Annotated in this window: 18 protein-coding genes and 1 tRNA gene; 9 read left to right on the forward strand and 10 right to left on the reverse strand. The window is 63.4% G+C overall.

Features of this window, described 5'->3' with window-relative positions; translation table 11 throughout:
• Nucleotides 1-4 precede the first annotated feature (4 nt).
• The 7 genes from L2A60_RS00700 to L2A60_RS00730 form a co-directional block, all read right to left on the reverse strand.
• On the reverse strand, nucleotides 5-958 hold the full coding sequence (locus L2A60_RS00700) for an ABC transporter permease (protein WP_235702441.1): 954 nt from the start codon (nucleotides 956-958) through the stop codon (nucleotides 5-7).
• A gap of 46 nt (nucleotides 959-1,004) precedes the next feature.
• The gene (locus L2A60_RS00705) at nucleotides 1,005-2,729 is read right to left on the reverse strand and encodes a peptide ABC transporter substrate-binding protein (RefSeq protein WP_235702442.1); all 1,725 of its coding nucleotides are present in this window, start codon (nucleotides 2,727-2,729) and stop codon (nucleotides 1,005-1,007) included.
• Complete coding sequence (locus L2A60_RS00710; RefSeq protein ID WP_235702443.1) at nucleotides 2,726-4,444, reverse strand: peptide ABC transporter substrate-binding protein; 1,719 nt, start codon at nucleotides 4,442-4,444, stop codon at nucleotides 2,726-2,728. Before L2A60_RS00710 ends, L2A60_RS00705 begins: the two co-directional genes overlap by 4 nt.
• 206 nt (nucleotides 4,445-4,650) lie before the next feature.
• A complete protein-coding gene (locus L2A60_RS00715) occupies nucleotides 4,651-7,266 on the reverse strand; it encodes a TonB-dependent receptor (protein ID WP_235702444.1) in 2,616 nt (871 codons plus the stop codon).
• Between the two features lie 595 nt (nucleotides 7,267-7,861).
• Complete coding sequence (locus tag L2A60_RS00720; protein ID WP_235702445.1) at nucleotides 7,862-10,486, reverse strand: TonB-dependent receptor; 2,625 nt, start codon at nucleotides 10,484-10,486, stop codon at nucleotides 7,862-7,864.
• Nucleotides 10,487-10,897: 411 nt separating this feature from the next.
• A complete protein-coding gene (locus L2A60_RS00725) occupies nucleotides 10,898-11,587 on the reverse strand; it encodes an energy transducer TonB (protein WP_235702446.1) in 690 nt (229 codons plus the stop codon).
• Nucleotides 11,588-11,844: 257 nt separating this feature from the next.
• Complete coding sequence (locus tag L2A60_RS00730; RefSeq protein ID WP_235702447.1) at nucleotides 11,845-12,717, reverse strand: ATP-binding protein; 873 nt, start codon at nucleotides 12,715-12,717, stop codon at nucleotides 11,845-11,847.
• A gap of 125 nt (nucleotides 12,718-12,842) precedes the next feature.
• Between L2A60_RS00730 and yajC the strand changes: the two genes are divergently transcribed.
• Together yajC and L2A60_RS00740 are read left to right on the forward strand one after the other, a co-directional pair.
• Complete coding sequence (gene yajC / locus L2A60_RS00735) at nucleotides 12,843-13,205, forward strand: preprotein translocase subunit YajC (protein WP_235702448.1); 363 nt, start codon at nucleotides 12,843-12,845, stop codon at nucleotides 13,203-13,205.
• 7 nt (nucleotides 13,206-13,212) lie between these two features.
• Entirely contained in the window at nucleotides 13,213-13,854 is a 642-nt protein-coding gene (locus L2A60_RS00740) for a TMEM175 family protein (protein WP_235702449.1), read from the forward strand.
• A 48-nt stretch (nucleotides 13,855-13,902) separates the two neighbouring features.
• On the opposite strand, the gene L2A60_RS00745 is transcribed toward L2A60_RS00740, so the two are convergent.
• Nucleotides 13,903-14,508, reverse strand: a complete 606-nt coding sequence (locus L2A60_RS00745; RefSeq protein ID WP_235702450.1) for a superoxide dismutase — start codon at nucleotides 14,506-14,508, stop codon at nucleotides 13,903-13,905.
• A 118-nt stretch (nucleotides 14,509-14,626) separates the two neighbouring features.
• Here L2A60_RS00745 and L2A60_RS00750 point away from each other — a divergent pair, with 118 nt between their 5' ends.
• The 3 genes from L2A60_RS00750 to L2A60_RS00760 all read left to right on the forward strand — a co-directional run bounded on the left by L2A60_RS00750 (nucleotide 14,627) and on the right by L2A60_RS00760 (nucleotide 17,487).
• Nucleotides 14,627-15,367 carry a squalene/phytoene synthase family protein gene (locus tag L2A60_RS00750; RefSeq protein WP_235702451.1) on the forward strand — a complete coding sequence of 247 codons (741 nt, stop codon included), beginning with the start codon at nucleotides 14,627-14,629 and terminating at the stop codon, nucleotides 15,365-15,367.
• A gap of 186 nt (nucleotides 15,368-15,553) precedes the next feature.
• On the forward strand, nucleotides 15,554-16,630 hold the full coding sequence (locus L2A60_RS00755; RefSeq protein WP_262312233.1) for a tellurite resistance/C4-dicarboxylate transporter family protein: 1,077 nt from the start codon (nucleotides 15,554-15,556) through the stop codon (nucleotides 16,628-16,630).
• A gap of 23 nt (nucleotides 16,631-16,653) precedes the next feature.
• Nucleotides 16,654-17,487, forward strand: coding sequence for a universal stress protein (locus L2A60_RS00760; RefSeq protein WP_235702453.1), 834 nt, complete (start codon nucleotides 16,654-16,656; stop codon nucleotides 17,485-17,487).
• An 83-nt stretch (nucleotides 17,488-17,570) separates the two neighbouring features.
• Here L2A60_RS00760 and L2A60_RS00765 read toward each other — a convergent pair whose 3' ends face one another.
• Nucleotides 17,571-18,386: a transporter family protein gene (locus L2A60_RS00765; RefSeq protein ID WP_235702454.1), complete on the reverse strand. Its 816-nt coding sequence runs from the start codon at nucleotides 18,384-18,386 to the stop codon at nucleotides 17,571-17,573.
• 459 nt (nucleotides 18,387-18,845) lie between these two features.
• Here L2A60_RS00765 and gyrA point away from each other — a divergent pair, with 459 nt between their 5' ends.
• The 4 genes from gyrA to L2A60_RS00785 all read left to right on the forward strand — a co-directional run bounded on the left by gyrA (nucleotide 18,846) and on the right by L2A60_RS00785 (nucleotide 22,919).
• Entirely contained in the window at nucleotides 18,846-21,584 is a 2,739-nt protein-coding gene (gene gyrA / locus L2A60_RS00770) for a DNA gyrase subunit A (protein WP_235702455.1), read from the forward strand.
• Complete coding sequence (coaD, locus tag L2A60_RS00775) at nucleotides 21,577-22,089, forward strand: pantetheine-phosphate adenylyltransferase (protein ID WP_235702456.1); 513 nt, start codon at nucleotides 21,577-21,579, stop codon at nucleotides 22,087-22,089. Before gyrA ends, coaD begins: the two co-directional genes overlap by 8 nt.
• Nucleotides 22,086-22,637, forward strand: a complete 552-nt coding sequence (locus L2A60_RS00780) for a peptidylprolyl isomerase (protein ID WP_235702457.1) — start codon at nucleotides 22,086-22,088, stop codon at nucleotides 22,635-22,637. The genes coaD and L2A60_RS00780 overlap by 4 nt, the downstream gene beginning before the upstream one ends.
• Before the next feature lie 206 nt (nucleotides 22,638-22,843).
• Nucleotides 22,844-22,919, forward strand: a tRNA-Lys gene (locus L2A60_RS00785).
• A gap of 12 nt (nucleotides 22,920-22,931) precedes the next feature.
• Here L2A60_RS00785 and L2A60_RS00790 read toward each other — a convergent pair.
• On the reverse strand, nucleotides 22,932-23,147 hold the full coding sequence (locus L2A60_RS00790; protein WP_235702458.1) for a DUF2934 domain-containing protein: 216 nt from the start codon (nucleotides 23,145-23,147) through the stop codon (nucleotides 22,932-22,934).
• Nucleotides 23,148-23,152 lie beyond the last annotated feature (5 nt).

Genomic DNA, 23,152 nt, shown 5'->3' on the forward strand with positions numbered 1-23,152 from the left:
ATCCTCATTCGAATCTCTCCCTGGGGTCGAGCAGCCCGTTCACCAGATCGGCGAGCAGATTGCCCAGCACGGTCATCACGCCGATCAGCAGCACGATCGCGGAAATCACCGGATAATCCTGCGACAAGGCCGAGCGCCACAGCAGGTAGCCGAGCCCCGGATAGTTGAACACGGATTCGACCAGCACCGAGCCCGCGAAAATATAGGGAAAGGACAGGCCGAGAATCGTGACCAAAGGCCGCAGCGCGTTGCGCAGCACGTGGCGGAACAGCACGGCGCGGAAGGTCAACCCCTTGGCCAGCGCGGTGCGCACATAGTCCTTGCCCAGCTCCTCATGTACCGAGGAGCCGAAATAGCGCGACAATCCGGCGACGCCGAGCAGCCCGACGGTGAGCACCGGCAGCACGAGATGCCGCGCATAGACCAGGAGGCCGGGGTTTTCGATGCGCAGATCGGTGATGCCGCCGGTCGGCAATATCCCGAGCGTCACGCTGAAATACAGGATGAAAATGGTGCCGACGAAAAATGTCGGCAGCGCGTAGAGCGAGAGTTGGAATGCGCCGATCAGCTTCGCCGGCCAGCGCCCGTAGGTGACGCCCTGGACCAGCCCGATGCCGATCGACAGCACGACCGAAAGCACGATCGCGCCGATATAGAGCGCCAGGGTGTTCGCCATGTAGTCGCCGACCAGCTGGGTGACCGGCCGGTTCAGCAGATAGGAATAGCCGAGCCGGCCCTGGAGCAGGTGCCACCACCAGATCGCGTATTGCTTCCAGAGCGGCGCCGCGAGGCCGAGGCGCACATTGAGTTCGTGGACGGCGGCGGGCGTGGCTTTCTGGCCGAGAATCGAATAGGCCGGGCCGCCGGGGGTCGCATGGGTCATCGCGAAGACGATGGACACCAGGATGACCAGCGAGAGGATGGCGGTGGCGAGCCGCGTGGTGATCATGCGCAGCATGTTTTTGCTCCTGCTCCGTGCCTCGTTCCGTGGTGGCGACGCCGGGTCATGGCTTGGTGTTCGCCGCGAGCTGGGCGCCGCAATGCGGCGTCGTCCAGTGCAGATATTGCGGCGACCAGGAGCCGGTTGGCGAGAATGTCTTGCGGATGCCGCGCAGCCCGTCGCGCGCGAGCAGCACGACGCCGGTATTGTTCTGGAAAATCACCGGCTGCTGCTCGGACGCGTAATCCTCGTATTTGTAGAGCGCCTGATTGCCGGGGGTGGTGGTCACCGCGGCGAGCAGGCGATCCATTTTCGGATCGTCATAGCCCATCTGGTTGTAATTGCCGTTGCTGCGGAACTGCGGGCCGTCCGACGGGTAGCTGCCGAGCGACCAGCCATAGCTCATCGCCTGCCATTCGAGCGGCTTGTAGGTCATCGCGATCAACTGGTTGAACGTCACCTGCCGGATATCCATCTGGATGCCGACCGCCCGCAAATTCTGCTGCCATAGCTCGGTCCACAGAGTTGCCGTCGCGCCGCCCGAGGGGATGACGTTGGTGAATTCGAGCTTCCTGCCGTTCTTTTCGCGAATCCCGTCCGGCCCGACTTTCCATCCGGCCGCGTCGAGCAGTTGGCGCGCCTTGGCCGGATCGTAGCCGACCGGATATTTGCCGGCGCGCGCCGAGGGCGACAGGAAGGTCGGCGGATCGACCGGCACCGGTCCGTATTGCGGCTTGACCGTGTTATGGTAGAGGACCCGGATCGCCTGTTCCTGGTTGATCGCATCCGCGATCGCCTGGCGGACGCGGAGGTCGCGGAAGAACGAAACGCTCGGGTTTTTGTAGTTCAGCTGGATCATCTGGAAGCCGAAATTCGGTGTCACCTCCATCATCCGCACGTTCTTCAGCCGGTGGCCGGCTTGCCAGAGCGAGAAGGGCAGGTTGCTGACATCGAGCGTGCCGGTGCGCATGCCGAGGATTTCCGCGCCCGAGGAGTGCAGGAACTTCATGATGAAGCGGCGGATCCGCGATTTATGGCCCTGATAGGTGGGGTTCGGCCCGAAAGTGATGTGCCGGCCCATCTTGAAGCTGACGATCCGGTAAGGCCCGTCGATCACCTTGAAGAAACTAGGGTCGGATTGCCGGCGCCACATCTGGTTGACGGTATATTTGCCCCAGGAATGGGCGGGATAGGGGATGAACTGGCTGAGGCCGGTGATCTCGAACCAGTTCGGGTTGACCGGATGTTTCAGCACGATCTGGAACTGTTCGGGGCCGAGCACCCTGAAGTGCTTGATCAGCATCGGGATGCCGCCTGACCCATAGGGGATGTAGGCCGTGCCGAGCTTTTTGATCAGATCGTAGGTGAATTGCACGTCTTTGGTGGTCACCGGCCTTCCGTCGGACCAGGTCCAGGGCTTCATGGATACCGTGAAGGTCGTGTCGTCCTTCGAAACGCCGATCTTCGTCGCGAGGCTGCGCGAGAAATCGATCTTGTGGTCGCGGTTGACCCAGAGCAGCCCGTAATAGAGCAGGCCGGCGGCTTCCTGGTTGTATGCCGAGCTGAGCACGAACGTATTGAGCGAGGTGACCGAGGCGGGCGGGGTGCCGAGGCCGACGCCGGGCGGCACGATCACGGTGCCGCAGGCAAGCGGCGCGGCGGCGAAACCAGGGCGCGCGGTCGCCAGCGCGGCCAGGGCGGCGAGCCCGACGGCGGCGGGCAGGCGGCGCAGGATGCGATTCCGGGGAAGCGCATGGGCCGTATCGGCGGAATTGGGGTGGCCGGTCATGGGCTGGCGTTCTCCGCGACCCGCGCCGTGCATTGCGGCAGGGCCCAGTGCAGATATTGCGGCGACCAGGAGCCGGTGGACGGGAACGACTTGCGGATGCCCTTCAGCCCGTTGCGGACCATCACGACCGATCCCGGCTCGTTGAAAAAGATTTCCGGCTGCTGTTCCGCCGCGTAGTCCTGATACGCATAGAGCGCCTTGTCGCCCGGCTCGGTGCGCACCGCCTCGATCAGCCGGTCGAGCTTCTTGTTGCTGTAGCCGGCCTGGTTGTAGGCTCCGCCGGTTTCGAGCTGATTGCCGTCGGACGGATAGGAGGCGAGCGACCAGCCGAAGCCCATCGCCTCCCAGGTCAGCGGACGGTGCGACAGCGCGAGCAACTGGTTGAACGTCACCTGGCGGATATTCATCTGGATGCCGACCGCGCGCAGACCCTGCTGCATCATTTCGGCATAGAGCATCGCCGTCGCGCCGCCCGCATAGGTGAGATAGGTGAATTCGAGCCGCCTGCCGTCCTTCACGCGGATGCCGTCCGCCCCCGGTTTCCATCCGGCCGCGTCGAGCAGCCCGCGTGCCCTGGCCGGATCGTAGCCGACCGGATATTTGCCCGCCCGCGCCGAGGGCGACAGGAAGGTTGGCGGATCGACCGGCACCGGCCCGTGCTGCGCGTGGGACATGCCATGAAACAGCAGCTTGATAGCGGCTTTCTGGTCGATCGCGTCGGCGAACGCCTGCCGCACCTTCAGGTCGCGGAAAAAAGCGACTTTCGGGTTGCGGAAGTTGATCTGGATGAAGTCGAACCCCCAGTTGGGGGTCATGCGGAGCAGGTTGATGTTCTGCAGGCGCCGTCCCGCCTGCCAGAGCGAGAAGGGCAGGTTGCCGATATCGAGCGTGCCGGTTTTCATCCCCGCGATGACCGCGCCGGACGAATGCAGGAACTTCATGACGAGGCGCGGGATTTCCGGCTTGTGGCCCTGGTAGGTCGGGTTGACGCCGAAAACGACGTGCCGCCCCATGCGGAAGCTGACCACGCGATAGGGGCCGTCCACCACCTTGACGAAGCTCGGCTGCGACTGGCGCCGCCATATCTGATTGATCGTGTATTTCCCCCAGGAATGCGCGGGGAAGGGGGTGAGGATCGGCAGGCCCTGGAGTTCGAACCAGTCCGGGTTGACCGGATGCTTCATCACGACCTGGAATTTTTCGGGACTCAGCACCGCGAGCGATTTGATCAGCGTCGGCACGCCGCCGGTGCCGTAATTCAGGAAGGTCGGTCCAAGTTTCCTGATGAGGTCGTAAGTGTACTTCACGTCCGCGGCGGTGACCGGCACGCCGTCCGACCATGTCCACGGCTTCATGGATACGGTGAAGGTCGTGTCGTCCGTCGAAACGTCGATCTTCGTCGCAAGGCTGCGCGACCAGTCGATCTTGTGGTCGCGGTTGACCCAGAGCAGCCCGTAATAGAGCAGGCCGGATGCCTCGGTGTCATAGGCCGATTTCGCGAGCAGCGGGTTGAGCGAGGTGACCGAGCCCGGCGGGGTGCCGAGGCCGACGCCGGGCGGCACGATGACGGTGCCGCAAATGGGCGGTGCCCCGGCAAAAACAGCGGGGGCGGTGACGATCGTGGCGAGGGTGAGCACGGCGGCGGACAGGCGGCGCGGACGGCGATTCCGGGGGCTTGTATGGGCTGTATAGGCAATCTGGGGGTCGTCGGTCATGGTCTGGTCTCGCCGGTTCTCGGAATGCGCGTCAGGCAGCAAGGATATCATGCAATGTAGCGCGAAAAGAGACGAGGCTTCTCTCATGAATGTGTATCTTAGAACGAATTGAGCAAGAAAAAATCATCAAATCGTGCAATCTGGAAGGGTTTTGCGCATCGGGGCGGCGCTGGCGCGCCACCCCTTTGCAACCGGACATTGTCCGATCAGAATTTCGCCGAGACGTTGAAGAAGATCGAGCGCGGGATGCCGACGAAGGAGGAAGCGTAGGTCGGGGTCGGCACGAAGCTGCCATTTAGCGGGATTTCCGCTGGCGCCAGGAAGAAGTGCTGATAGTAGTGCAGCCCGAGCAGATTGTGGATGTTCAGCGAGAATTTGAGCGACTGGATATGGTCGTAGCCGTGCAGCCGCAATTTGTAGCTCAGGAACAGATTCATCAGGATGTGGCCGGGCAGCTTGAAGTTCTGAACCGGCGGCAGACCGCCGAGCGCCTGGGCGAGATTGCCCGGCGCGGTCGGATAATAGGGCGAGGTCGCCTGAGACAGCGCCGAATTCGGAACGCCCGAAACGATGACCGGAGAATTCGGCAGCACCGGCAGATCGAAGGTGATGTATTGCTGGCCGGTATACTGGCCGGAGAGTCGGGCACTGAACGGTCCGCGATCGTATTCGACGCCGAAATTGCCCAGCCAGTTCGGAATACCGGCCAGTGGCTCGCCCTTGAACACGTAGCCGAATTGACCCTCGAACGGCGTATCCTGCGCGAAGAAATTGTTGAGATAATTCGCCTTGGTATAGGAGGCGTTGCCGAACAGTTCGATATCGTGGGTCAGCCGGTATTTGCCGGAGAATTCGTAGCCGCGATACTGGGACGATCCTGTGTTCGAATAGAACGACAGCAGGGTCTGGTAGTTGGTGTAGAACGAGAACTGGTCGTTGATCTTCTGGTAGTAGATGTCGGCGTTCAGATAGAGGCGCGAGGTGTCGTAGCGCATGCCGGCTTCGTAGAGATGCACGATTTCCGGCGTCGGCGCATGGGTCGTGCTCCCTGCCGTTCCGAGCGTATAATCGGTCGCCGGGGCGAAGCGGGCGGATTTGCCGTAGCTGGCGTAGGCGACCAGGTGATAGGGCAGGTCGTAGCTGATGCCGAAATAGGGTTCGGCCACCGCGCCCCAGTTCTGCAGTTTCGCCGGCAGACCCTGCAGGCTGAACTGGGTGATGTTGCTGGTATAGATCCCGGTGAAAGTGACGCCGGGCAGCAGGTGCAGCCTATTGTGCAGCAGGCTGATCTTGTCCTGCAGATAGGCGGAATAGAGCGTGCGCTGGACGCCGCCGCCGAACCCGAAGGAGTTGTAGCCGATCTCATTCGGCATGTTCGGCGTGGCGTACATGAAGCTTTGGCCGCTGCTCGATTCCTTGGCGATCAAAGCGCCGATGGTGATGTCGTTATGCGGCAGGAAGATATTGGCCTTCGGGGTGAAGCCGATGGTGGTGCTGTGATTATTGATCTGCTCGGCGGATTCGCCGTAGGAATAGCAGGTCGCGTTGGTCGGGCTGCATCCCGCCGGCGCGAACATGAACGGATCGTAGGTGAAAAACCCCGGCTTGTAGGCGCCGGGGTTGGTCGCTACGCCATTGGCTACCGCCGTCGGCCCGAGAGCGCCGTAGCCGAGATAGGGAACCTGGAAATTCACCTGATACGGGAAATTCGGGTCCGGCGAATAGGTTCCTGGCGCGTAAGGGTTCATGAAGCTGGTGAAATCCGACGACGAGCGGATCATGAACAATTTGCCGCTGACGATCAGGTGCGGATTGATATAGGTCTCGTCGCTCAGGATCGCGGTGAGGTATTTGTTGTTTTCCTTGCTGAAGCTCAGGGAATGCGGGAAATTGTAGCTGTAGCTGTTGGCCTGCTGCAACGGGACCGGAATCGAGAATGCCGAGATATAGCCATCGGCCCGGTTGAACAGAATCGTTCCCGAAAGGTGGGATAACCCTTCGTCATAGGGCTTGACGATCGAGAACAGCATGTCGCCGGAACGGATCGAGTTGCCGTCCGGGAAGCCGGCGGTATATTGCTGATTGTAGCGCAGCAAAGCGCGCGGCGCGTCGATCCCGCTGCCGATCCGGCCGGTGTTGATCTCGAAGCCGGCATGGGTGGTGTCGAACGAGCCGATGCCGCCGAAAATTTCCGCATAGGGCTTCGATGTCGGTTTTTTCGTCTCGTAGGCGATGGTGCCGCCGACGGTCGCGAAGCCCTGCTTGTCCGGCGGCGCGACACCCGGATAGACGGTGGTGGCGGAGAGCTGGCCCAGGGTGATCGGCGAGCCGACATTGTTGTTCAAAAAGGCGCCCTGGGAGCCGGAAATCAGGTCCTGCATCGGGATGCCGTCGAGCGTCTGGGCAAGCTGCGAGTTGCGCACGCCGCGCACGGTGAGCACCGGAACGCCCTGGCCGATATTCTGCTGATATTCGTTGACCGAGGGGGTTTGCTTCAAAAGGCTCTGAATCGAGCCGGCCTGCTCGCCCTCCGCCTCGATCTGCTTGTGGCCGACGCTCGATACCGCGTTGGCGATGTTCTTTTCCTTCAGCAACAACTCATGGTAGAATTTCTTGATCTTCGCGATATGCACCGCCTGGGCTTCCGGGGTCGCGGCACTGCCGCCCGGAATGATCGGCCCGGCGCCGGTCGCCGGTGCGGCCGGCACGATCACCGGAGCCGGCGCGTTCTGCGCCCAGACCCGCGCGGAGAATACCATGCCGGTCGCGACCGAACAGGCGGTGAGCAGCAACAATCGCTTACGCGTTGACCCAACTTGCATGTACAACCCCCAGAGCTCTTTACGAGCAGAAAAACCAGTTCCCGTTCAGGGCAATTCGTTTCGCCGCTCCGGCTCGGACCCATGCCGAATTTGATGGACGGCGTATTACAGACCCGCGCATGTCGCATGGCGTCAATTTCGCTGCCAAGAGCGCCCGAGCAACAGGATGCCGGTTTTCGGGTGCGGACCGATCCAATATTGCGCTGCAACATGCCGCGAGTCGCACACGTCAGCCTGTTTCTGTCGCGGGATGGGGGGGGGATTGAACGAAGCTGTCTGTCGCATTTGTGCAACATGACGTTTCATTGCCCGAAACCTGCGATTGCGCAAAATTATCACGATTGCGTGATCGACTGTTTCATCGGCACATGAAAACACGGTTTTCCGCGTTTGTTCCGTCTCAAAAATATACTAACGCCGGGACTCGCGGAAACGACGCCTTTCAGGACACCCGGTGATGGATCACGTCGTCGCTGCGCTCCTCGTGACGACGGATGGGGGGGGGCTGGTTCGCGCAATGAGGCTTCAAGTGCCGCATTGCTCAAAAAAACCGGCCCCGCAAGGGGCCGGTTAGTGGGTGTGGTAGTCCGGTTAATCAGAACCGCGCGGTGACGTTGAAGAAGATCGACCGCGGAATGCCGACGAAGGCCGAGGCGTAGGTCGGGGTATTTACGAAACCACCCGCGCCGTTGGGAATTTCCGCCGGCGAGAGGAAGTAGTGCTGATAGTAGTGCAGCCCGAGCAGATTGTGGATATTCAAGGAGAATTTCAGATACTGGATATGGTCGTAGCCGTGCAGCCGCAGTTTGTAGCTCAGGAACAGATTCATCAGGATGTAGCCGGGCAGCTTGAAGTTCTGAACCGGCGGCTGGCCGCCGAGCGCCTGGGCGAGATTGGCCGGCCCGCTTGGATAATAGGGCGCGGTCGCCAGGGCCAATGCGCCATTTGGGACCCCCGGAACAATGACCGGAGTGTTCGGCAAGACCGGCGGCAGATCGAAGGTGATATATTGCTGGCCGGTATACTGGCCGGAGAGCCGGGCACTGAACGGTCCGCGATCGAATTCGACGCCGAAATTGCCGAGCCAGTTCGGGATCGCGGCGAGCGGATTGCCCTTGAACACGTAGCCGAATTGACCCTCGAACGGCGTATCCTGCGCGAAGAAATTGTTGAGATAATTCGCCTTGGTATAGGAGGCGTTGCCGAACAATTCGATATCATGAGTCAGGCGATATTTGCCGGAGAATTCGTAGCCGCGATATTGGGATGAGCCGGTATTCGCGTAGAATGACAGCAAGGTCTGATAGTTGGTGTAGAACGAGAACTGGTCGTTGATTTTCTGGTAGTAGATATCGCCGTTCAGATAGAGGCGCGCGGTGTCGTAGCGCAGCCCGGCTTCATACAGATGCACGATTTCCGGCGTCGGCGCATGGGTGGTGCTTCCCGCCGATCCTCGCGAATAATCGGTTGCCGGCGCGAAGCGGGCGGATTTGCCGTAGCTGGCATAGGCGACCATGTGATAGGGCAGGTCGTAGCTGATGCCGAAATAGGGTTCGGCCACCGCGCCCCAGTTCTGCAATTTCCCCGGCAGGCCCTGCAGGCTGAACTGGGTGATGTTGCTGGTATAGATCCCGGTGAAAGTGACGCCGGGCAGCAGATGCAGTCTATTGTGCAGCAGGTTGATCTTGTCCTGCAGATAGGCCGAGTAGATCGTGCGCTGAATGCCGCCGCCGAACCCGAAGGAGTTGTTGCCGATCTCATTCGGCATGTTCGGCGTGGCGTACATGAAGCTTTGGCCGCTGCTCGATTCCTTGGCGACCAAGCCGCCGATGGTGATATCGTTATGTGGCAGGAAGATATTGACCTTCGGGGTGAAGCCGATGGTGGTGCTGTGATTATTGATCTGCTCGGCGGATTCGCCGTAGGAATAGCAGGTCGGGTTGGTCGGGCTGCAACCCGCCGGTGCGAACATGAACGGATCATAGGTGAAGAAGCCCGGCGCATAGGCTTCAGGATTTGTTGCCACGCCATTGGCTACCGCCGTCGGCCCGAGAGCGCCGTAGCCGAGATAGGGAACCTGGAAATTCACCTGATACGGGAAATTCGGGTCCGGCGAATAGGTTCCTGGCGCGTAAGGGTTCATGAAGCTGGTGAAATCCGACGACGAGCGGATCATGAACAATTTGCCGCTGACGATCAGGTGCGGATTGATATAGGTCTCGTCGCTCAGGATCGCGGTGAGGTATTTGTTGTTTTCCTTGCTGAAGCTCAGGGAATGCGGGAAATTGTAGCTGTAGCTGTTGGCCTGCTGCAACGGGACCGGAATCGAGAATGCCGAGATATAGCCATCGGCCCGGTTGAACAGAATCGTTCCCGAAAGGTGGGATAACCCTTCGTCATAGGGCTTGACGATCGAGAACAGCATGTCGCCGGAACGGATCGAGTTGCCGTCCGGGAAGCCGGCGGTATATTGCTGATTGTAGCGCAGCAAAGCGCGCGGCGCGTCGATCCCGCTGCCGATCCGGCCGGTGTTGATCTCGAAGCCGGCATGGGTGGTGTCGAACGAGCCGATGCCGCCGAAAATTTCCGCATAGGGCTTCGATGTCGGTTTTTTCGTCTCGTAGGCGATGGTGCCGCCGACGGTCGCGAAGCCCTGCTTGTCCGGCGGCGCGACACCCGGATAGACGGTGGTGGCGGAGAGCTGGCCCAGGGTGATCGGCGAGCCGACATTGTTGTTCAAAAAGGCGCCCTGGGAGCCGGAAATCAGGTCCTGCATCGGGATGCCGTCGAGCGTCTGGGCAAGCTGCGAGTTGCGCACGCCGCGCACGGTGAGCACCGGAACGCCCTGGCCGATATTCTGCTGATATTCGTTGACCGAGGGGGTTTGCTTCAAAAGGCTCTGAATCGAGCCGGCCTGCTCGCCCTCCGCCTCGATCTGCTTGTGGCCGACGCTCGATACCGCGTTGGCGATATTTTTTTCCTTCAGCAACAACTCATGGTAGAATTTCTTGATCTTCTCGATATGCACCGCCTGGGCTTCCGGCGTCGCCGCCCCGCCGCCCGGAATGATCGGCCCGGCGCCGGTGGCGGGCATTGCCGGCACGATCACCGGAGCCGGCGCGTTCTGCGCCCAGACCCGCGCGGAGAATACCATGCCGGTCGCGACCGAACAGGCGGTGAGCAGAAGCAGCCGTTTGCGACCCGGATGAGACAATTTCATGAAAATTCTCCTGAGCGGCCAAGGATGACGCGCCAGCCATCGCGAAAACGAATGGCTGGTCTGCGCATCATTTATTGGACGGAGGGCTTTGCCTAGAGCTTTTTAGCAACAGGCGGAAAATGTCTGTTCCGAGAATGGCTTGGCGACAGCACTTAAAATCTGTCGTTTGGGGATTTTTGAAATTATTCCCGTAAAACTCCTTAAAATTCAGCAATAAAGTTTTTCAAATTGCAACAATTTTGTCATACCGTGAGATGACGGGAAATTAATCACGATTTCGTCATTGTGGATTCTAGGGAATGAATGCTGCCCGGTTTGCCGGAATTCCGGTCAGAATGCTCCAATTTCAGGCGGTTTTCTGGCATAAAAAACCCCGCCGCGACGGGCGGGGTTTTGCCGGGGCTTGACGTCTCAGCCGTTGGCGTAGGGCAGGATCTCGATCGGCAGGGCGAACACCTTGTTCTGCCCGCCGGGGAAGGGCGGGAAATGCATCCGCCGCACCGCCGCGAGCGCCGCTTTGTCGATCAGCGGGTTGCCGCTGCTGCGATAGAGGCTCGCCGAGATCAGTTGGCCGCTCGGGGTCAGGGTGAACTCGATATAGGCGGTGCCGCGCAGCTTCAGCATCCGCATCGCCCGGCTGACATGCACGAGATGCTGGATCGGCGCGCGCAGCCCGGCGGCATAGGCCTGGAAGTTGTAGGCCGGCGCGGGCGGCGGGGCCGGCGGCGGCGGCGGTTTTTTCAGCGGCGGCGGCGGCTTGTGATGGATGATCACGTGCTTCACCGGAATCGGGATCTTGGTCGGCATCGGCGAGACGTGATGGATGATCGGGTGCGGAATCGGCTTGGGCACCGGCACCGGCACCGGCGGCGGCGGCTTGGGCAGCGGCGGCGGCGGCTTGTGCTTGGGCAGTTGCACCATATGCACGAAGGTCGTCGGCACGTTCGGCCTTGTGACATGCGGCAGATGATGCGCGGCATACCAGATGCCCGCGAAAGCCAGCGCCATCAGCGCGATGCTGATCCCGCTTGCGCCCGGCAGCCCCAGCTCGTCGGGTTCCCAGGGCGGCAGGCCCCCGTTCATGGTCGCGCCATCCAGCATCAGCACGCTCTCCAGCCGGTCGGTTGGTCTCGGTCACGCATCGTCATGCAAGCCTGTCCACGGATCAGATATGGGTCTGTAATGCGGTTGACACCGGCGATGTCAAGCAACCGCCATGCCGGAAACCGCCGGTTTGGCTTGTGTGCAGTGCAATAGAGATGCGCATTTCGCAGCGGTGTTTCGCGGTTTGTCCCATGGCCTTGCCATCGCTTGCGCCGGGAGGTTCCGCACCGCAATTTCTGGAAACGAAAATTTTTTTAGCCTCTGGCATGGTGCGGGGCGATATCCCGCCCCAGGCGCCCGGCGATATCGTTGATGAACTGCCAGGCGACCCGGCCGGAGCGCGCGCCGCGCGTCACCGACCACTCGGCGGCCTCCGCGTGCAGCGCCCCGGCCTCGATCGGCAGGGCGAACCAGGCCGCATAGGCATCGACCATCGCGAAATAGGTGGCCTGATCGCAATTGTGAAAGCCGATCCACAACCCGAACCGGTCCGACAGCGAGACTTTTTCCTCGGTCGCCTCCGAGGGGGTGATCGCGGTCGCGCGTTCGTTCTCGATCATGTCGCGCGGCATCAGGTGGCGCCGGTTCGAGGTGGCATAGAACAGCACATTGTCCGGCCTGCCCTTGATGCCGCCGTCGAGCACCGATTTCAGCGCCTTGTAGTCGGCATCCTCGCGCTCGAAGCTGAGATCGTCGCACAGGACCAGGCACCGGCGCGCTTCGGCGCGCAAAACGTCAAGAAGATCGGGCAGGGTCGCGATATCCTCGCGATGGATCTCGACCAGAGCGAGGCTGCCGGGATGGGCGGCGTTCGCCGCCGCGTGAGCGGCCTTGACCAGCGAGGATTTGCCCATGCCGCGCGCGCCCCACAGCATGACATTGTTCGCCGGCAGCGAGCGGGCGAAGCGCAGCGTGTTCTCCAGGAGAATCTGCTTCTGCCGGTCGACTCCCTGAAGCAGGGAAATATCGACGCGCGAGACCCGCGCCACCGGCTCCAGGGTTCGCCGCGCCGGGTGCCAGACGAAGGCGTCGTGCCCGGCGAGCGAGGCCGGCTGCGCCGGCGGCGGCGCGAGCCGTTCCAGCGCCGAGGCGATGCGGGTCAGGATATCGAGGGCGGTTTGATCCATGAGAGCTTCCGGCTTGACGGGCTGGGCAGGCAAACTGCCTGGCCCGGCTTGACGGGCTGGGCCGGCTAATTATGGTCCCGCCCGGTCCGCGACAAGCGGTCTCGCCACAAATCAGGGTTTCATCCATGTTCATCGCCACCGCCTATGCCGCCAGCGCCGCCTCGCCCGACGGAGGAATGTCGGCCATTTTCAGCTTCGGGCCGCTGGTTCTCATCGTCGTCGTTTTCTACTTCATCCTGATCCGGCCGCAGCAGCAGCAGGCGAAGACGCAGAAGACGCGGCTCGCGGCGATCCGCCGGGGCGACCGGGTGGTGACCGGCGGCGGCATTATCGGGCAGGTGGCGAAGGCGGCCGAGGGGGCGGAGGAGATCGAGGTCGATCTCGCGCCTAACCTGCGCGTCACCGTGCTGCGCAGCACGATCAGCTCGGTGCTGACCGAGAAGCAGCCGGAGGCGAAGCCGGCCGAAGCCAAGAAAGCCGCGAAATAGGAGACCGATGCCGGACCGGCAGGAGCTATCCTACAACCGGATTTCCGGTCAGAATCTCGACCGGCTGGCCGCGCTGAGCGACGGGCTGTTCGCGATCGCGATGACCCTGCTGGTGTTCGACCTGCATACTCCGGTGGTCGCCGCGATCCATGACGAGGCCGGGCTGTGGCGCGCGCTGCTGCGTCTCGGCCCGCATTTCGCGACGTTTCTGATGAGTTTCCTGACCCTGGGGATTTTCTGGGTCGGCCAGCAGACCGGGCTCGGCATGGTCGCGCGGTGCGACCGGCATCTGACCTGGCTCAATCTCGGCTTTCTGTTCGCGATCTCGCTGCTGCCGTTCTCGACCAGGCTGATCGGCGATTTCCCGGACTATCGGCTGGCTCTCGGCTTTTACTGGCTGAACATCCTGCTCGGCGGCGTGATGATCTATGCGAGCTGGCGCTATGCCCGCGCGGCCAGGCTGCTGAAACCCGAGATCACCGAGGCGACGGCCTGCGCGATGGAGCGGCGCGTGCTGGTCGCACAGGGGCTCTATGCAGCGGGAGCCGCGCTCTGCTTCATCGATGTCGGGTTCAGCATCGCCGCGATCATCCTGGTGCAGATGATCTATGTGATCGGGCCGCGCACCGGATTTCTCGCGCGGCTGTAACGCGACGGCTCCGGGAGCGGCTTCCCGGAGCCGTCTTGGCGCAGAAAATCAGCCCAGAAGATGTTCGGCGTGGGCGTAGTGCGCCAGCTTGTCGAGCCAGTTCTGCACATAGTCCGGCCGGCGGTTGCGGAAATCGAGATAGTAGGAGTGTTCCCAGACATCGATGCCGAGCAGTGCCTTGCCTTCGCCGGTGGCGAGCGGGTTCGAGCCGTTCGGCGATTTGGTGACCGCGAGCTTGCCGGCGGGGTTGAGGATCAGCCACGCCCAGCCGGAGCCGAACTGGCCGACCGCGGCGGCCTTGAACGCTTCCTTGAATTTATCGACCGAGCCGAAATCCTCGGCGAGCTTTTTTTCCAGCTTGGCGGGGATCTTGCCGCCATCCTTGGGCGACATCGCCGGCCAGAACAGCGTGTGATTCCAGTGCTGCCCGGCATTGTTGAACACCGGCGCCATGTCCGCCTTGTTGTGGGTGTGCTTGATGATCTCTTCGAGGCTCTTGCCCTGCAGCTCGGCATTCTTCTCGACGAAACCGTTCAGCGCCGTCACATAGGCCTGATGGTGCTTGTCGTGATGCAGCTCCAGGGTTTCCTGGCACATGCCATGCGCGGTGAGGGCGTTGTGGGGGTAAGGCAATGCGGGGAGTTCGAATGCCATGGGGCATCTCCGATCCTGTTTGGAATTTTATGTCTGATCCGGCGCGCGGACCGCGCCGGCTGCACTGATCTAGCTATGGTCCGGGGGGTGCAGCGTCAAGCTTCGATCGTGTCCGGCAATGAATGAGGCGGCGCTCGCCGCGCTGGTGCGCCGTGCCGATCCCGATCGGTTCCTCGGGGCGATTTTCGCGCCGGCGGCGCTGCGGCGCGATTTGCTGCTGCTCTATGCGTTCAATCACGAGCTGGCGCGGGCCCGCGAGGTGGCGAGCAGCGGGCCATTGGCGCTGATCCGGCTGCACTGGTGGCGCGAGGTGGTCGAGGGTGCGCGCCGCGACCACCCGCTGGCGGCAGCACTCCGTGCCACGCTGGAAAAGGGCACGTTCGATGCCGGGGATCTTCTCGGCCTGATCGACGCGCGCGAGGCCGAGGCCGAGCCGGTCCCCGACCGGGCCGCCTTCCTCGCCTATGCGCGCGGCACATCGGGCGGCCTGATGCGCATTGCCGGAAGGTTGCTCGGCGCGGCGGATGACGACGGCCTGGCCGCGCTGGGGGATCTGGGCACCGGCTATGCGATCGCGGCGATTCTGCGCGCCGCCCCCGCGCTGCGTGCGGCGGGGCGCGATCTGTTGCCGCAGGACGGCGCGGGCACCACCGCGTTGATCGCGGCGGCGCGGCCCCTGCTTGCGGCAGTGCCGCCGCGCGCGGCGTTGGCGGCGGCACTCCCCGCCGTGCTGGCGCGGCGCGATCTCGCCAGGCTCGAACGCGGCGTTTCGCTCCGCCCGCGCGGCCTGCCCGACCGGCTGGCGGTGATCGCGGCGGGGTTTCTGGGGCTTGGACATTCGCGATCGGATGGGAAATGATCCGATCATGAACGGCGCCATTGGGGACGCACCCTGAAGCAGGCCAGCCCGCGGCATCCCTGGCAAACTCACGCCGTCGGACCTATATTCCATAGGCCGGCGCAGAGGCGTGGCAACGCCGTGTTGCCGCGGGATGCAAAGGCTTGGGGCGCATCGCCTGCGCGAACACGCTCCCGGAATTCGAGGATGGCAAGCGGCTCGACAGCAGAGGCCGGCCCTCGTTGGCTCAGGGACTTTTTCCCTGGCTATTTCGCCATGGTGATGGGGACGGGCATCGTCGCGGTGTCGGCACGGCTGCTTGGCCGCGTGGCGTTGGCTTGGCCGCTGTTCGTCGTCAGCCTGATCGCCTATCCGCTGCTGTGGGCGATACTGCTGGCCCGCATCGCGCGGTTTCCCCATGCGGTGCTGACCGATTTCAAGAGCCACGAGCGCGGGCCGACCTTCCTCACGATCGTCGCCGCCAACGGCGTGCTCGGCAGCGAGTTCGCGGTATTCAACACGCTGACGTTCCTGCTGCCGGTGCTGTTCTGGTTCAGTCTCACCTTATGGGCGTTGCTGGTCTATGGCTTTCTCACCGCAGTCACGGTCAGCACCGCCAAGCCGGACCTGGCGCACGGACTGAACGGTGCCTGGCTGCTGCTGGTGGTGGCGACGGAATCGATTGCCGTGCTGGCCTGTTTCCTTGCGCTGCGCACCGGCGCGCCGCCGCCGCTCGTGTTTGCAGCCCTCTCTTTCTATCTGCTTGGCACGATGCTCTATGTGTTGCTCTCGGCATTGATATTCTTCCGTTGGGTATTCCGCCCGATGCATCCGGCGGAGATGGGCGCGCCGTGGTGGATCAACGTGGGCGCGGTGGCGATCGCGACGCTCGCCGGTGCACGGCTGATGGCGTTACCCGGCGATAATCCCAATCTCCTTCTGCTGCAGCGCTTCGTGGCACCTTTCACCGTGCTGTTATGGGCCACCAGCACTTTTTGGATTCCTCTGCTCGTGATTTTGTTTCTCTGGAAGGAATTGCGACGCGGTCCGCATGGTTATGATCCGGGCCTATGGTCGGTCGTGTTTCCGCTCGGCATGTATGTCGCGGCGACGCACGAATACGCGACCGAGGCGCATCTGCGGTTCCTCGATGCCATTCCGCATGTGGTGTTCTGGGTGGCGCTTCTGGCCTGGGCGCTGACCTTCGTGGGCATGTGGGTGCAGCTGCTGCGCCCGCTTTCCGTCCTGCCCCACGGGCGCGACCACCAAGCGCCCCCCCTGTGAAACCCAAAAACTGAGGTGCTGTCATGCCGGAAACGATCCTGGTCCTGTTGCGACACTCCGAGGAGGCAAATTCACTGCTTGGTGCCGCCGCGCGCCTTGCGGAAATCATGGGCGGCGCCCGCGTCAATGCAGTCGCGGTTTGCGAGACAATTCAGATCGCCCCGTCACCCGCGGCAACGCTGGTCGGCAGAAGCGAAGCCCTGCTCGATGCCAGGGAAGAAGAACGGGAGCGGGTCCTGGTCTTGAGAGGATTGTGCGATGGCTGGAACGCGAGCACCGGCCGGCGGGCTGCGGAGGTTCACTGGTTCGAGGCGGAGGGGGGCACGGAGGACATCGTGGCCCAATGGGGGCGGCGCGCCGACGTCATCGTCACGGGGCGGCCCTCGCCGGGGGACTGGCTGGGGCATCAGGCGTTCAAGGCCGCACTGCTCGGCACGGGCCGGCCAATTCTGATGGTGCCGCCAGGGCCGGCCACCTCGGAGACGGGTGCAGCATTCGGCCGCTGCATCGCCATTGCCTGGAGGGACGACAAGCAGGCGCTTAGGGCGGTGCTTCCGGCGCTCCGTTGGCTCGCCGGCGCCGAGGAAGTGCACGTGCTGGTCGGGGTGAGCGATACCGCGCACGCCCTCGGTGTCCCCTCGGTCCTCCTGGAGCACGGGCTTAGGGCCAGCCTGCATGTGCTTGCGCTTCGTCCGGGCCCGCTCGGTCAGAGGCTTCTCGACCTCGCACACAATCTCTCCGCTGACCTGCTGGTCATGGGCGCCTATGCGCACAGCCCGCTGCGCGAATTGGTCTTTGGCGGCGTGACGCGCCACATGCTCGCCTGCGCCGACCTGCCGGTGCTGATGCGCCATTGATTCGCGGAGGCGGGCTCGGCGCGGCCGGCATGCGATAGGGTCAGGGTGTGCCCGAGCAGGGAGCACACCTTGAAGGCCGGTTATCAGGAGCCGAGCGGCACGATGATGCGGAACCAGAACCGCGTATCCTGGCCGCCGTAATGGGTTTCGCTCACCGTTTTGGTCAGATAGGTCTGCAGGATCACTGGGCCGAAATTGTAGCCGACCAGGCCGCCGAGCGCGAACTGGCTCTGTTTCCGGTAGCCGGCATAGGGCGTGTTGAGATCGGTCGAATAGTAGCCGACCGGGCCCACCGACCATTTGCCGAAGCTCTTCGTCGCGGTGAGATCGAGGTTGAGGAAATTCGGGTTGGTCCGGCTATCGAGCTGGGTGCCGTAAATGACGCTCGCGGTCAGGTCGTAACCGCCGCCGGTATAGCTGAGCGCGCCCCATTGGTTGATCGACGAGGAATGGTCGGCGACCGGCGAATCGATGCCGATATAGGCGCCCAGCGCGTAGCTCGCGCCGAAGCCGTCGCCGAGATTCCAGGCGAGCTGGCCCTGGATCAGCGGGTTGTACCAGCCCTGGGCATGAAAGCCCGGCGTGCTCGCCTCCACCAGCGGGGGCGCCACCAGTGCCTGCACCTGGGCGCCCAGAATGTGGAACGGCGTGGCCCAGACGATCACCGGAATCGTGACGCCGACCGTCTCGTGGCTCGGTGGCGTGCGGCCGCCGAAATCGGTGGTATCGACGAAATAGAACCCTTGCGGCAGCGGCGCGCCGGCCGCAAGGCCGATGCGCTCGCCCGGCTGGGTCACCGAGCCGGCATGGGCGGTCTGCGTCGGGCCGATCAGAGCCAAGGCGCAGGCCAGGGCGATGCCGCACGCCAGGGCGTGCGGGATTTTCGTTTTGGTTGTCATGAACGTAACTCCCTGTTATCGGACGGCGATGCCCTGAGACGCGGCCATCCGATGGAATTTTGCATTATTGGTCGTTATCGGGCCCAGGAAACCGATGGTTCCTCTAACGGAAAAAGGCAGGTCCGCCGGGGAAAACGGCCCCTGCCAGCGTCATCGGCTCCTGGCCCATCTGCGATCGATTCTGCCGAGTCGGACACCTCCCTGAAACAGGTTTTCCTTGATAATCCGCGTGCGGAGGCGCGCATTGCGATCCTCCGATACATTAAGCAAATGCCGTGCCAATCGTGACACGGGGAGCTGGGCTCCGTGTTTTCGTTTTCTGAAAAACGAAACCGTCACGAAGGAGGACACCCTGTCGCGAAATTCCGGGACAGAATGACAGCGGACGGACCCAATGGCGCTGCGATCGGACCGGCCTGGCCTCTCGCCGTGGCATTCGACAGATGATATGACGCCGCCATGACCGATCAGACCGACCAGACGGAGGGGCCGCGCGGCCTCGCCCCCGTGGCCATCGAGCAGGAGATGCGCCGCTCCTATCTCGATTACGCGATGTCCGTGATCGTTTCGCGCGCCCTGCCGGATGCGCGCGACGGGCTCAAGCCGGTGCACCGGCGCATCCTCTATGCGATGGCGGAATCGGGCAACACGCCGGACAAGCCCTATCGCAAATCCGCCCGCATGGTCGGCGACGTGATGGGTAAATACCATCCGCATGGCGACGCCGCGATCTATGACGCGGCGGTGCGCATGGCGCAGGCTTTTTCCATGCGGGTGCGGCTGATCGACGGCCAGGGCAATTTCGGCTCGGTCGATGGCGATCCGCCGGCGGCGATGCGCTATACCGAGGCGCGGCTCGCCGACGCGGCGATGGCGCTGCTCGCCGATATCGACCGGGACACGGTCGATTTCCAGCCGACCTATGACGAGAGCGACAATGAGCCGCGGGTTCTGCCCGCCGCGTTCCCGAATCTTCTGGTCAATGGCGGCAACGGCATCGCGGTCGGCATGGCGACCAACATTCCGCCGCATAATCCAGGCGAGATTATCGATGCGACGCTGCATCTGATCGAGCACCCCGAGGCGACGCTGGACGATCTGATGAAAATCGTCCCCGGCCCGGATTTCCCGACCGGGGCGTTGATTCTGGGCCGCTCGGGCATCCGCAGCGCCTTTGAGACTGGGCGCGGCTCGATCGTCGTCCGCGCGCGCGCCGCGATCGAGGAGATCCGCAAGGATCGTCTCGCGATCATCGTCAGCGAGCTGCCCTATCAGGTGAACAAGGCCAATCTGCTGGAGCGCATCGCCGAGCTGGTGCGCAACAAGGAGATCGAGGGCATCGCCGATCTGCGTGACGAGAGCGACCGCGACGGGATGCGCATGGTGATCGAGCTGAAGCGCGACGCGACGCCCGAGGTGGTGCTGAACCAGCTCTATCGCTTCACCCAGTTGCAGACCGGCTTCGGCATCAACATGCTCGCCCTCGATGGCGGCCGGCCGCGCCAGTTGGGTCTGCGCGACGCGCTCGACTGCTTCATCGTGTTTCGCGAGGACGTTATCCTCCGCCGCGCGCGGTTCGACCTGAACAAGGCGCGGGACCGGGCGCATCTATTGGTCGGGCTCGGCATCGCCGTCGCCAATATCGACGCGGTGATCGCGCTGATCCGCGCGGCCCCCGATACGGCGACGGCGCGGGCCGCGCTGATGGCGCGGGACTGGCCGGCGGGGGACGTGCTGCCGCTGCTCGCGCTGATCGACGATCACGGCAATCAGGTGACCGGCGCGGGCACCGTGCGGCTGACCGAGGCGCAGGCGCGCGGCATCCTGGAATTGCGCCTGCAACGGCTGACCGGCCTCGAACGCGACAAGATCCAGGCCGAACTGCGCGAGGTCGGCGAGAAGATCGGCGAGCTGCTGGACATCATCGGCTCGCGCCCGCGCCGGCTTGAGGTGATGCGCGACGAATTGCTCGCCGTGCGCGAACGCATCGCGAGCCCGCGCCTGACCGGCATCGAGGACAGCGTCGCCGATCAGGACGACGAAAGCCTGATCGAGCCGGGCCAGATGGTCGTGACCATGACGCGCGACGGCTTCATCAAGCGCACCCCGCTCGACCTGTTCCGCGCGCAGAACCGGGGCGGGCGCGGCCGGGCGGCCGCCTCGATGCGCGGCGACGACGTGATCACCCGCAGCTTCAACGCCCATACCCATCAGTTCGTGCTGTTCTTCAGCCAGGGCGGCAAGGCGTTCCGCGAAAAAGTGTGGCGCCTGCCGGAATCCGCGCCGGCCGCCAAGGGCCGCGCGATCGTGAATATCCTGCCCGAACTGAACGGCGACGCGATCACCACGGTGCTGCCGCTGCCGCAAGATGAGAGCCTGTGGAACGATCTGCACCTGGTGTTCGCCACCGCCTCGGGCAATGTGCGGCGCAACCGGCTGGCCGATTTCCGCAATGTGCGCGCTTCCGGCCTGATCGCGATGAAACTGGACGACGGGGACCGGCTGATCGGCGTCGCCACCTGCCGCGAGGGTGACGACGTGTTCCTGGCCACCGGGCTGGGCCGCTGCATCCGGTTCCAGATCACCGACGAGACGTTGCGGGTGTTTGCCGGGCGGGATTCGGCGGGGGTGCGGGGCATCCGGCTGGGTGCGGGCGACGAGGTGATTTCCCTGTCGGTGCTGCGCCATGTCGCGGCAAGTGTCGAGGAGCGGGCGGCCTATCTCAAGCTCGCGTCCGCCCAGCGGCGCACCGGCGCGGAGGACGAGGCCGAGCCGGCGATGGACACCGAGGACACCGCGGCGGAGATCGCCCTCGCGCCGGACCGCGCGGCGGCCCTCGCGGAGGTCGAGGACATGCTGCTCACGGTGACCTCCGGCGGCTTCGGCAAGCGCAGCTCGGCCTATGAATACCGGGTCACCGGGCGGGGCGGGCAGGGCATCGCCAATATCGGCCTTGCCGCGCGCAACGGCCGCTCGGTGGTGGCGACCTTTCCGGTGCGCGCGGGCGACGACATCATGCTGGTCACCGATCAGGGCAAGCTGATCCGCGTGCCGGTCGATCAGGTGCGCATCACCGGGCGGCAGGCGATGGGGGTGACGCTGTTCCGGGTCGACAAGGACGAACACGTCACCAGCGTGTTCCCGGTGCTCGACGAGGGCGACGACGAGGTGGAGACGGCGGGCGCGGACAATGTCTGACCGCGCGCTGACCGGGTTGTATCCCGGCACGTTCGATCCCGTCACCAACGGCCATCTCGACATCATCAGCCGCGCCGCGGGCCTGTGCGAACGGCTGGTCATCGGGGTCGCACGGAATATCGGCAAGGGGCCGCTATTCTCCAGCGACGAGCGGGTCGAACTGGTCCGCGCCGAGATCGGCCCGATCGCCGAGCGCACCGGGACGGTGATCGAGGTTCTGCCGTTCTCGACCCTGCTGATCGGCTTCGCCCAGGAAGTCGGCGCGAACGTGATCGTGCGCGGCTTGCGCGCGGTTTCCGACTTCGACTACGAGTTCCAGATGGCCGGCATGAATTATCGCCTCGATCAGTCGATTGAAACCATCTTCCTGATGGCGAGCGAGCGGCACCAGTTCATCTCGTCGCGCTTCGTCAAGGAAATCGCCCAGTTGGGCGGCGATATCGCAAGCTTCGTGCCGCAACTGACCCTCGAACGCACCCTCAACCGGGTTGGCAGAACCGCATGATCAAACGACGCACCATTCTCGCCGCCGTTGCGGCTTCCCCTCTCGCTGGAGTCCTCATGTCCGAAACCGCGACCGCCGCCGATCTCGCCAACACCATCTATCTCACCTTGCCGTTCGGCCGGGTGACCATCGTGCTGCGGCCCGATCTCGCGCCGCTCACGGTGCAGCGGATCAAGACGCTGACCGGCCAGGGTTTCTACAATGGCTGCGAATTCTTCCGGGTGATCGCCGGGTTCATGGCGCAGACCGGCGATCCCACCAATACCGGCACCGGCGGCAGCAGCCTGCCCAACCTGCCGGCGGAGTTCACCACCCAGGCGAGCTTCCTCACCGGCACGCTGGGGATGGCGCGCACCAACGACCCGAACAGCGGCAACAGCCAGTTCTTCATCTGCTTCGCGCCGGCGACCTTCCTCGACGACAAATACACCCTGTTCGGCCAGGTGACCGAGGGCATGGAGTTCGTGGATCAGATTAAAAAGGGTCAGGGCCAGAGCGGACGGGTGACCGACCCGACCAGGATCGTGACAATGGAACTCGCGGCCTGAGCCTCTTTCGAAACTCTACTCCGGCGGCGATCCGGCGGCATTCCGCTGCGCTCCGATGCTCACGCACATCAAGTGCGCTCCGCTTCGGTGCTCGCAAAACGCCGCCGGCTCACTCACCGGAGTGAATTTCAAAAGAGGCTCCATGTCGCCACCCCTTGACGAAACCCGCCGGAGTTGGTCTTTCCGGCGGGCGGCGATTTTGGTGAGAGCCTGTAGCTCAGTCGGTAGAGCACGAGACTTTTAATCTTGGGGTCGTGGGTTCGATTCCCACCGGGCTCACCAATTCACACCAGTTTATCGTCCGGGGCCGGTGATGCCGGTATTCGAGTGCGGGTCGCTGGCGGGAAAGCTGCCGTCATCCGCATCGCTGGTCCGTTCCTCGCGTGCGCGCTCTTCAGCCTTGGCCTGGTGCCAGAACGTCTCGTGCTGACCTTCGGGGCTGCCGGCCTGCTGCCAAAGCGCGTAGGCGCGTTCCCGTATCCTCTGTTCGCGATCGTCGCTGTTCGGCATGGCTG

The sequence above is a fragment of the Acidiphilium iwatense genome, from assembly GCF_021556475.1.
Classification (GTDB): domain Bacteria; phylum Pseudomonadota; class Alphaproteobacteria; order Acetobacterales; family Acetobacteraceae; genus Acidiphilium; species Acidiphilium iwatense.

Coding starts and splice junctions, on each gene's coding strand:
- L2A60_RS00700 (WP_235702441.1), bottom strand. CDS start 958: ATGCTGCGCATGATCACCACGCGGCTCGCCACCGCCATCCTCTCGCTG.
- L2A60_RS00705 (WP_235702442.1), bottom strand. CDS start 2,729: ATGACCGGCCACCCCAATTCCGCCGATACGGCCCATGCGCTTCCCCGG.
- L2A60_RS00710 (WP_235702443.1), bottom strand. CDS start 4,444: ATGACCGACGACCCCCAGATTGCCTATACAGCCCATACAAGCCCCCGG.
- L2A60_RS00715 (WP_235702444.1), bottom strand. CDS start 7,266: ATGCAAGTTGGGTCAACGCGTAAGCGATTGTTGCTGCTCACCGCCTGT.
- L2A60_RS00720 (WP_235702445.1), bottom strand. CDS start 10,486: ATGAAATTGTCTCATCCGGGTCGCAAACGGCTGCTTCTGCTCACCGCC.
- L2A60_RS00725 (WP_235702446.1), bottom strand. CDS start 11,587: ATGCTGGATGGCGCGACCATGAACGGGGGCCTGCCGCCCTGGGAACCC.
- L2A60_RS00730 (WP_235702447.1), bottom strand. CDS start 12,717: ATGGATCAAACCGCCCTCGATATCCTGACCCGCATCGCCTCGGCGCTG.
- yajC (WP_235702448.1), top strand. CDS start 12,843: ATGTTCATCGCCACCGCCTATGCCGCCAGCGCCGCCTCGCCCGACGGA.
- L2A60_RS00740 (WP_235702449.1), top strand. CDS start 13,213: ATGCCGGACCGGCAGGAGCTATCCTACAACCGGATTTCCGGTCAGAAT.
- L2A60_RS00745 (WP_235702450.1), bottom strand. CDS start 14,508: ATGGCATTCGAACTCCCCGCATTGCCTTACCCCCACAACGCCCTCACC.
- L2A60_RS00750 (WP_235702451.1), top strand. CDS start 14,627: ATGAATGAGGCGGCGCTCGCCGCGCTGGTGCGCCGTGCCGATCCCGAT.
- L2A60_RS00755 (WP_262312233.1), top strand. CDS start 15,554: ATGGCAAGCGGCTCGACAGCAGAGGCCGGCCCTCGTTGGCTCAGGGAC.
- L2A60_RS00760 (WP_235702453.1), top strand. CDS start 16,654: ATGCCGGAAACGATCCTGGTCCTGTTGCGACACTCCGAGGAGGCAAAT.
- L2A60_RS00765 (WP_235702454.1), bottom strand. CDS start 18,386: ATGACAACCAAAACGAAAATCCCGCACGCCCTGGCGTGCGGCATCGCC.
- gyrA (WP_235702455.1), top strand. CDS start 18,846: ATGACCGATCAGACCGACCAGACGGAGGGGCCGCGCGGCCTCGCCCCC.
- coaD (WP_235702456.1), top strand. CDS start 21,577: ATGTCTGACCGCGCGCTGACCGGGTTGTATCCCGGCACGTTCGATCCC.
- L2A60_RS00780 (WP_235702457.1), top strand. CDS start 22,086: ATGATCAAACGACGCACCATTCTCGCCGCCGTTGCGGCTTCCCCTCTC.
- L2A60_RS00790 (WP_235702458.1), bottom strand. CDS start 23,147: ATGCCGAACAGCGACGATCGCGAACAGAGGATACGGGAACGCGCCTAC.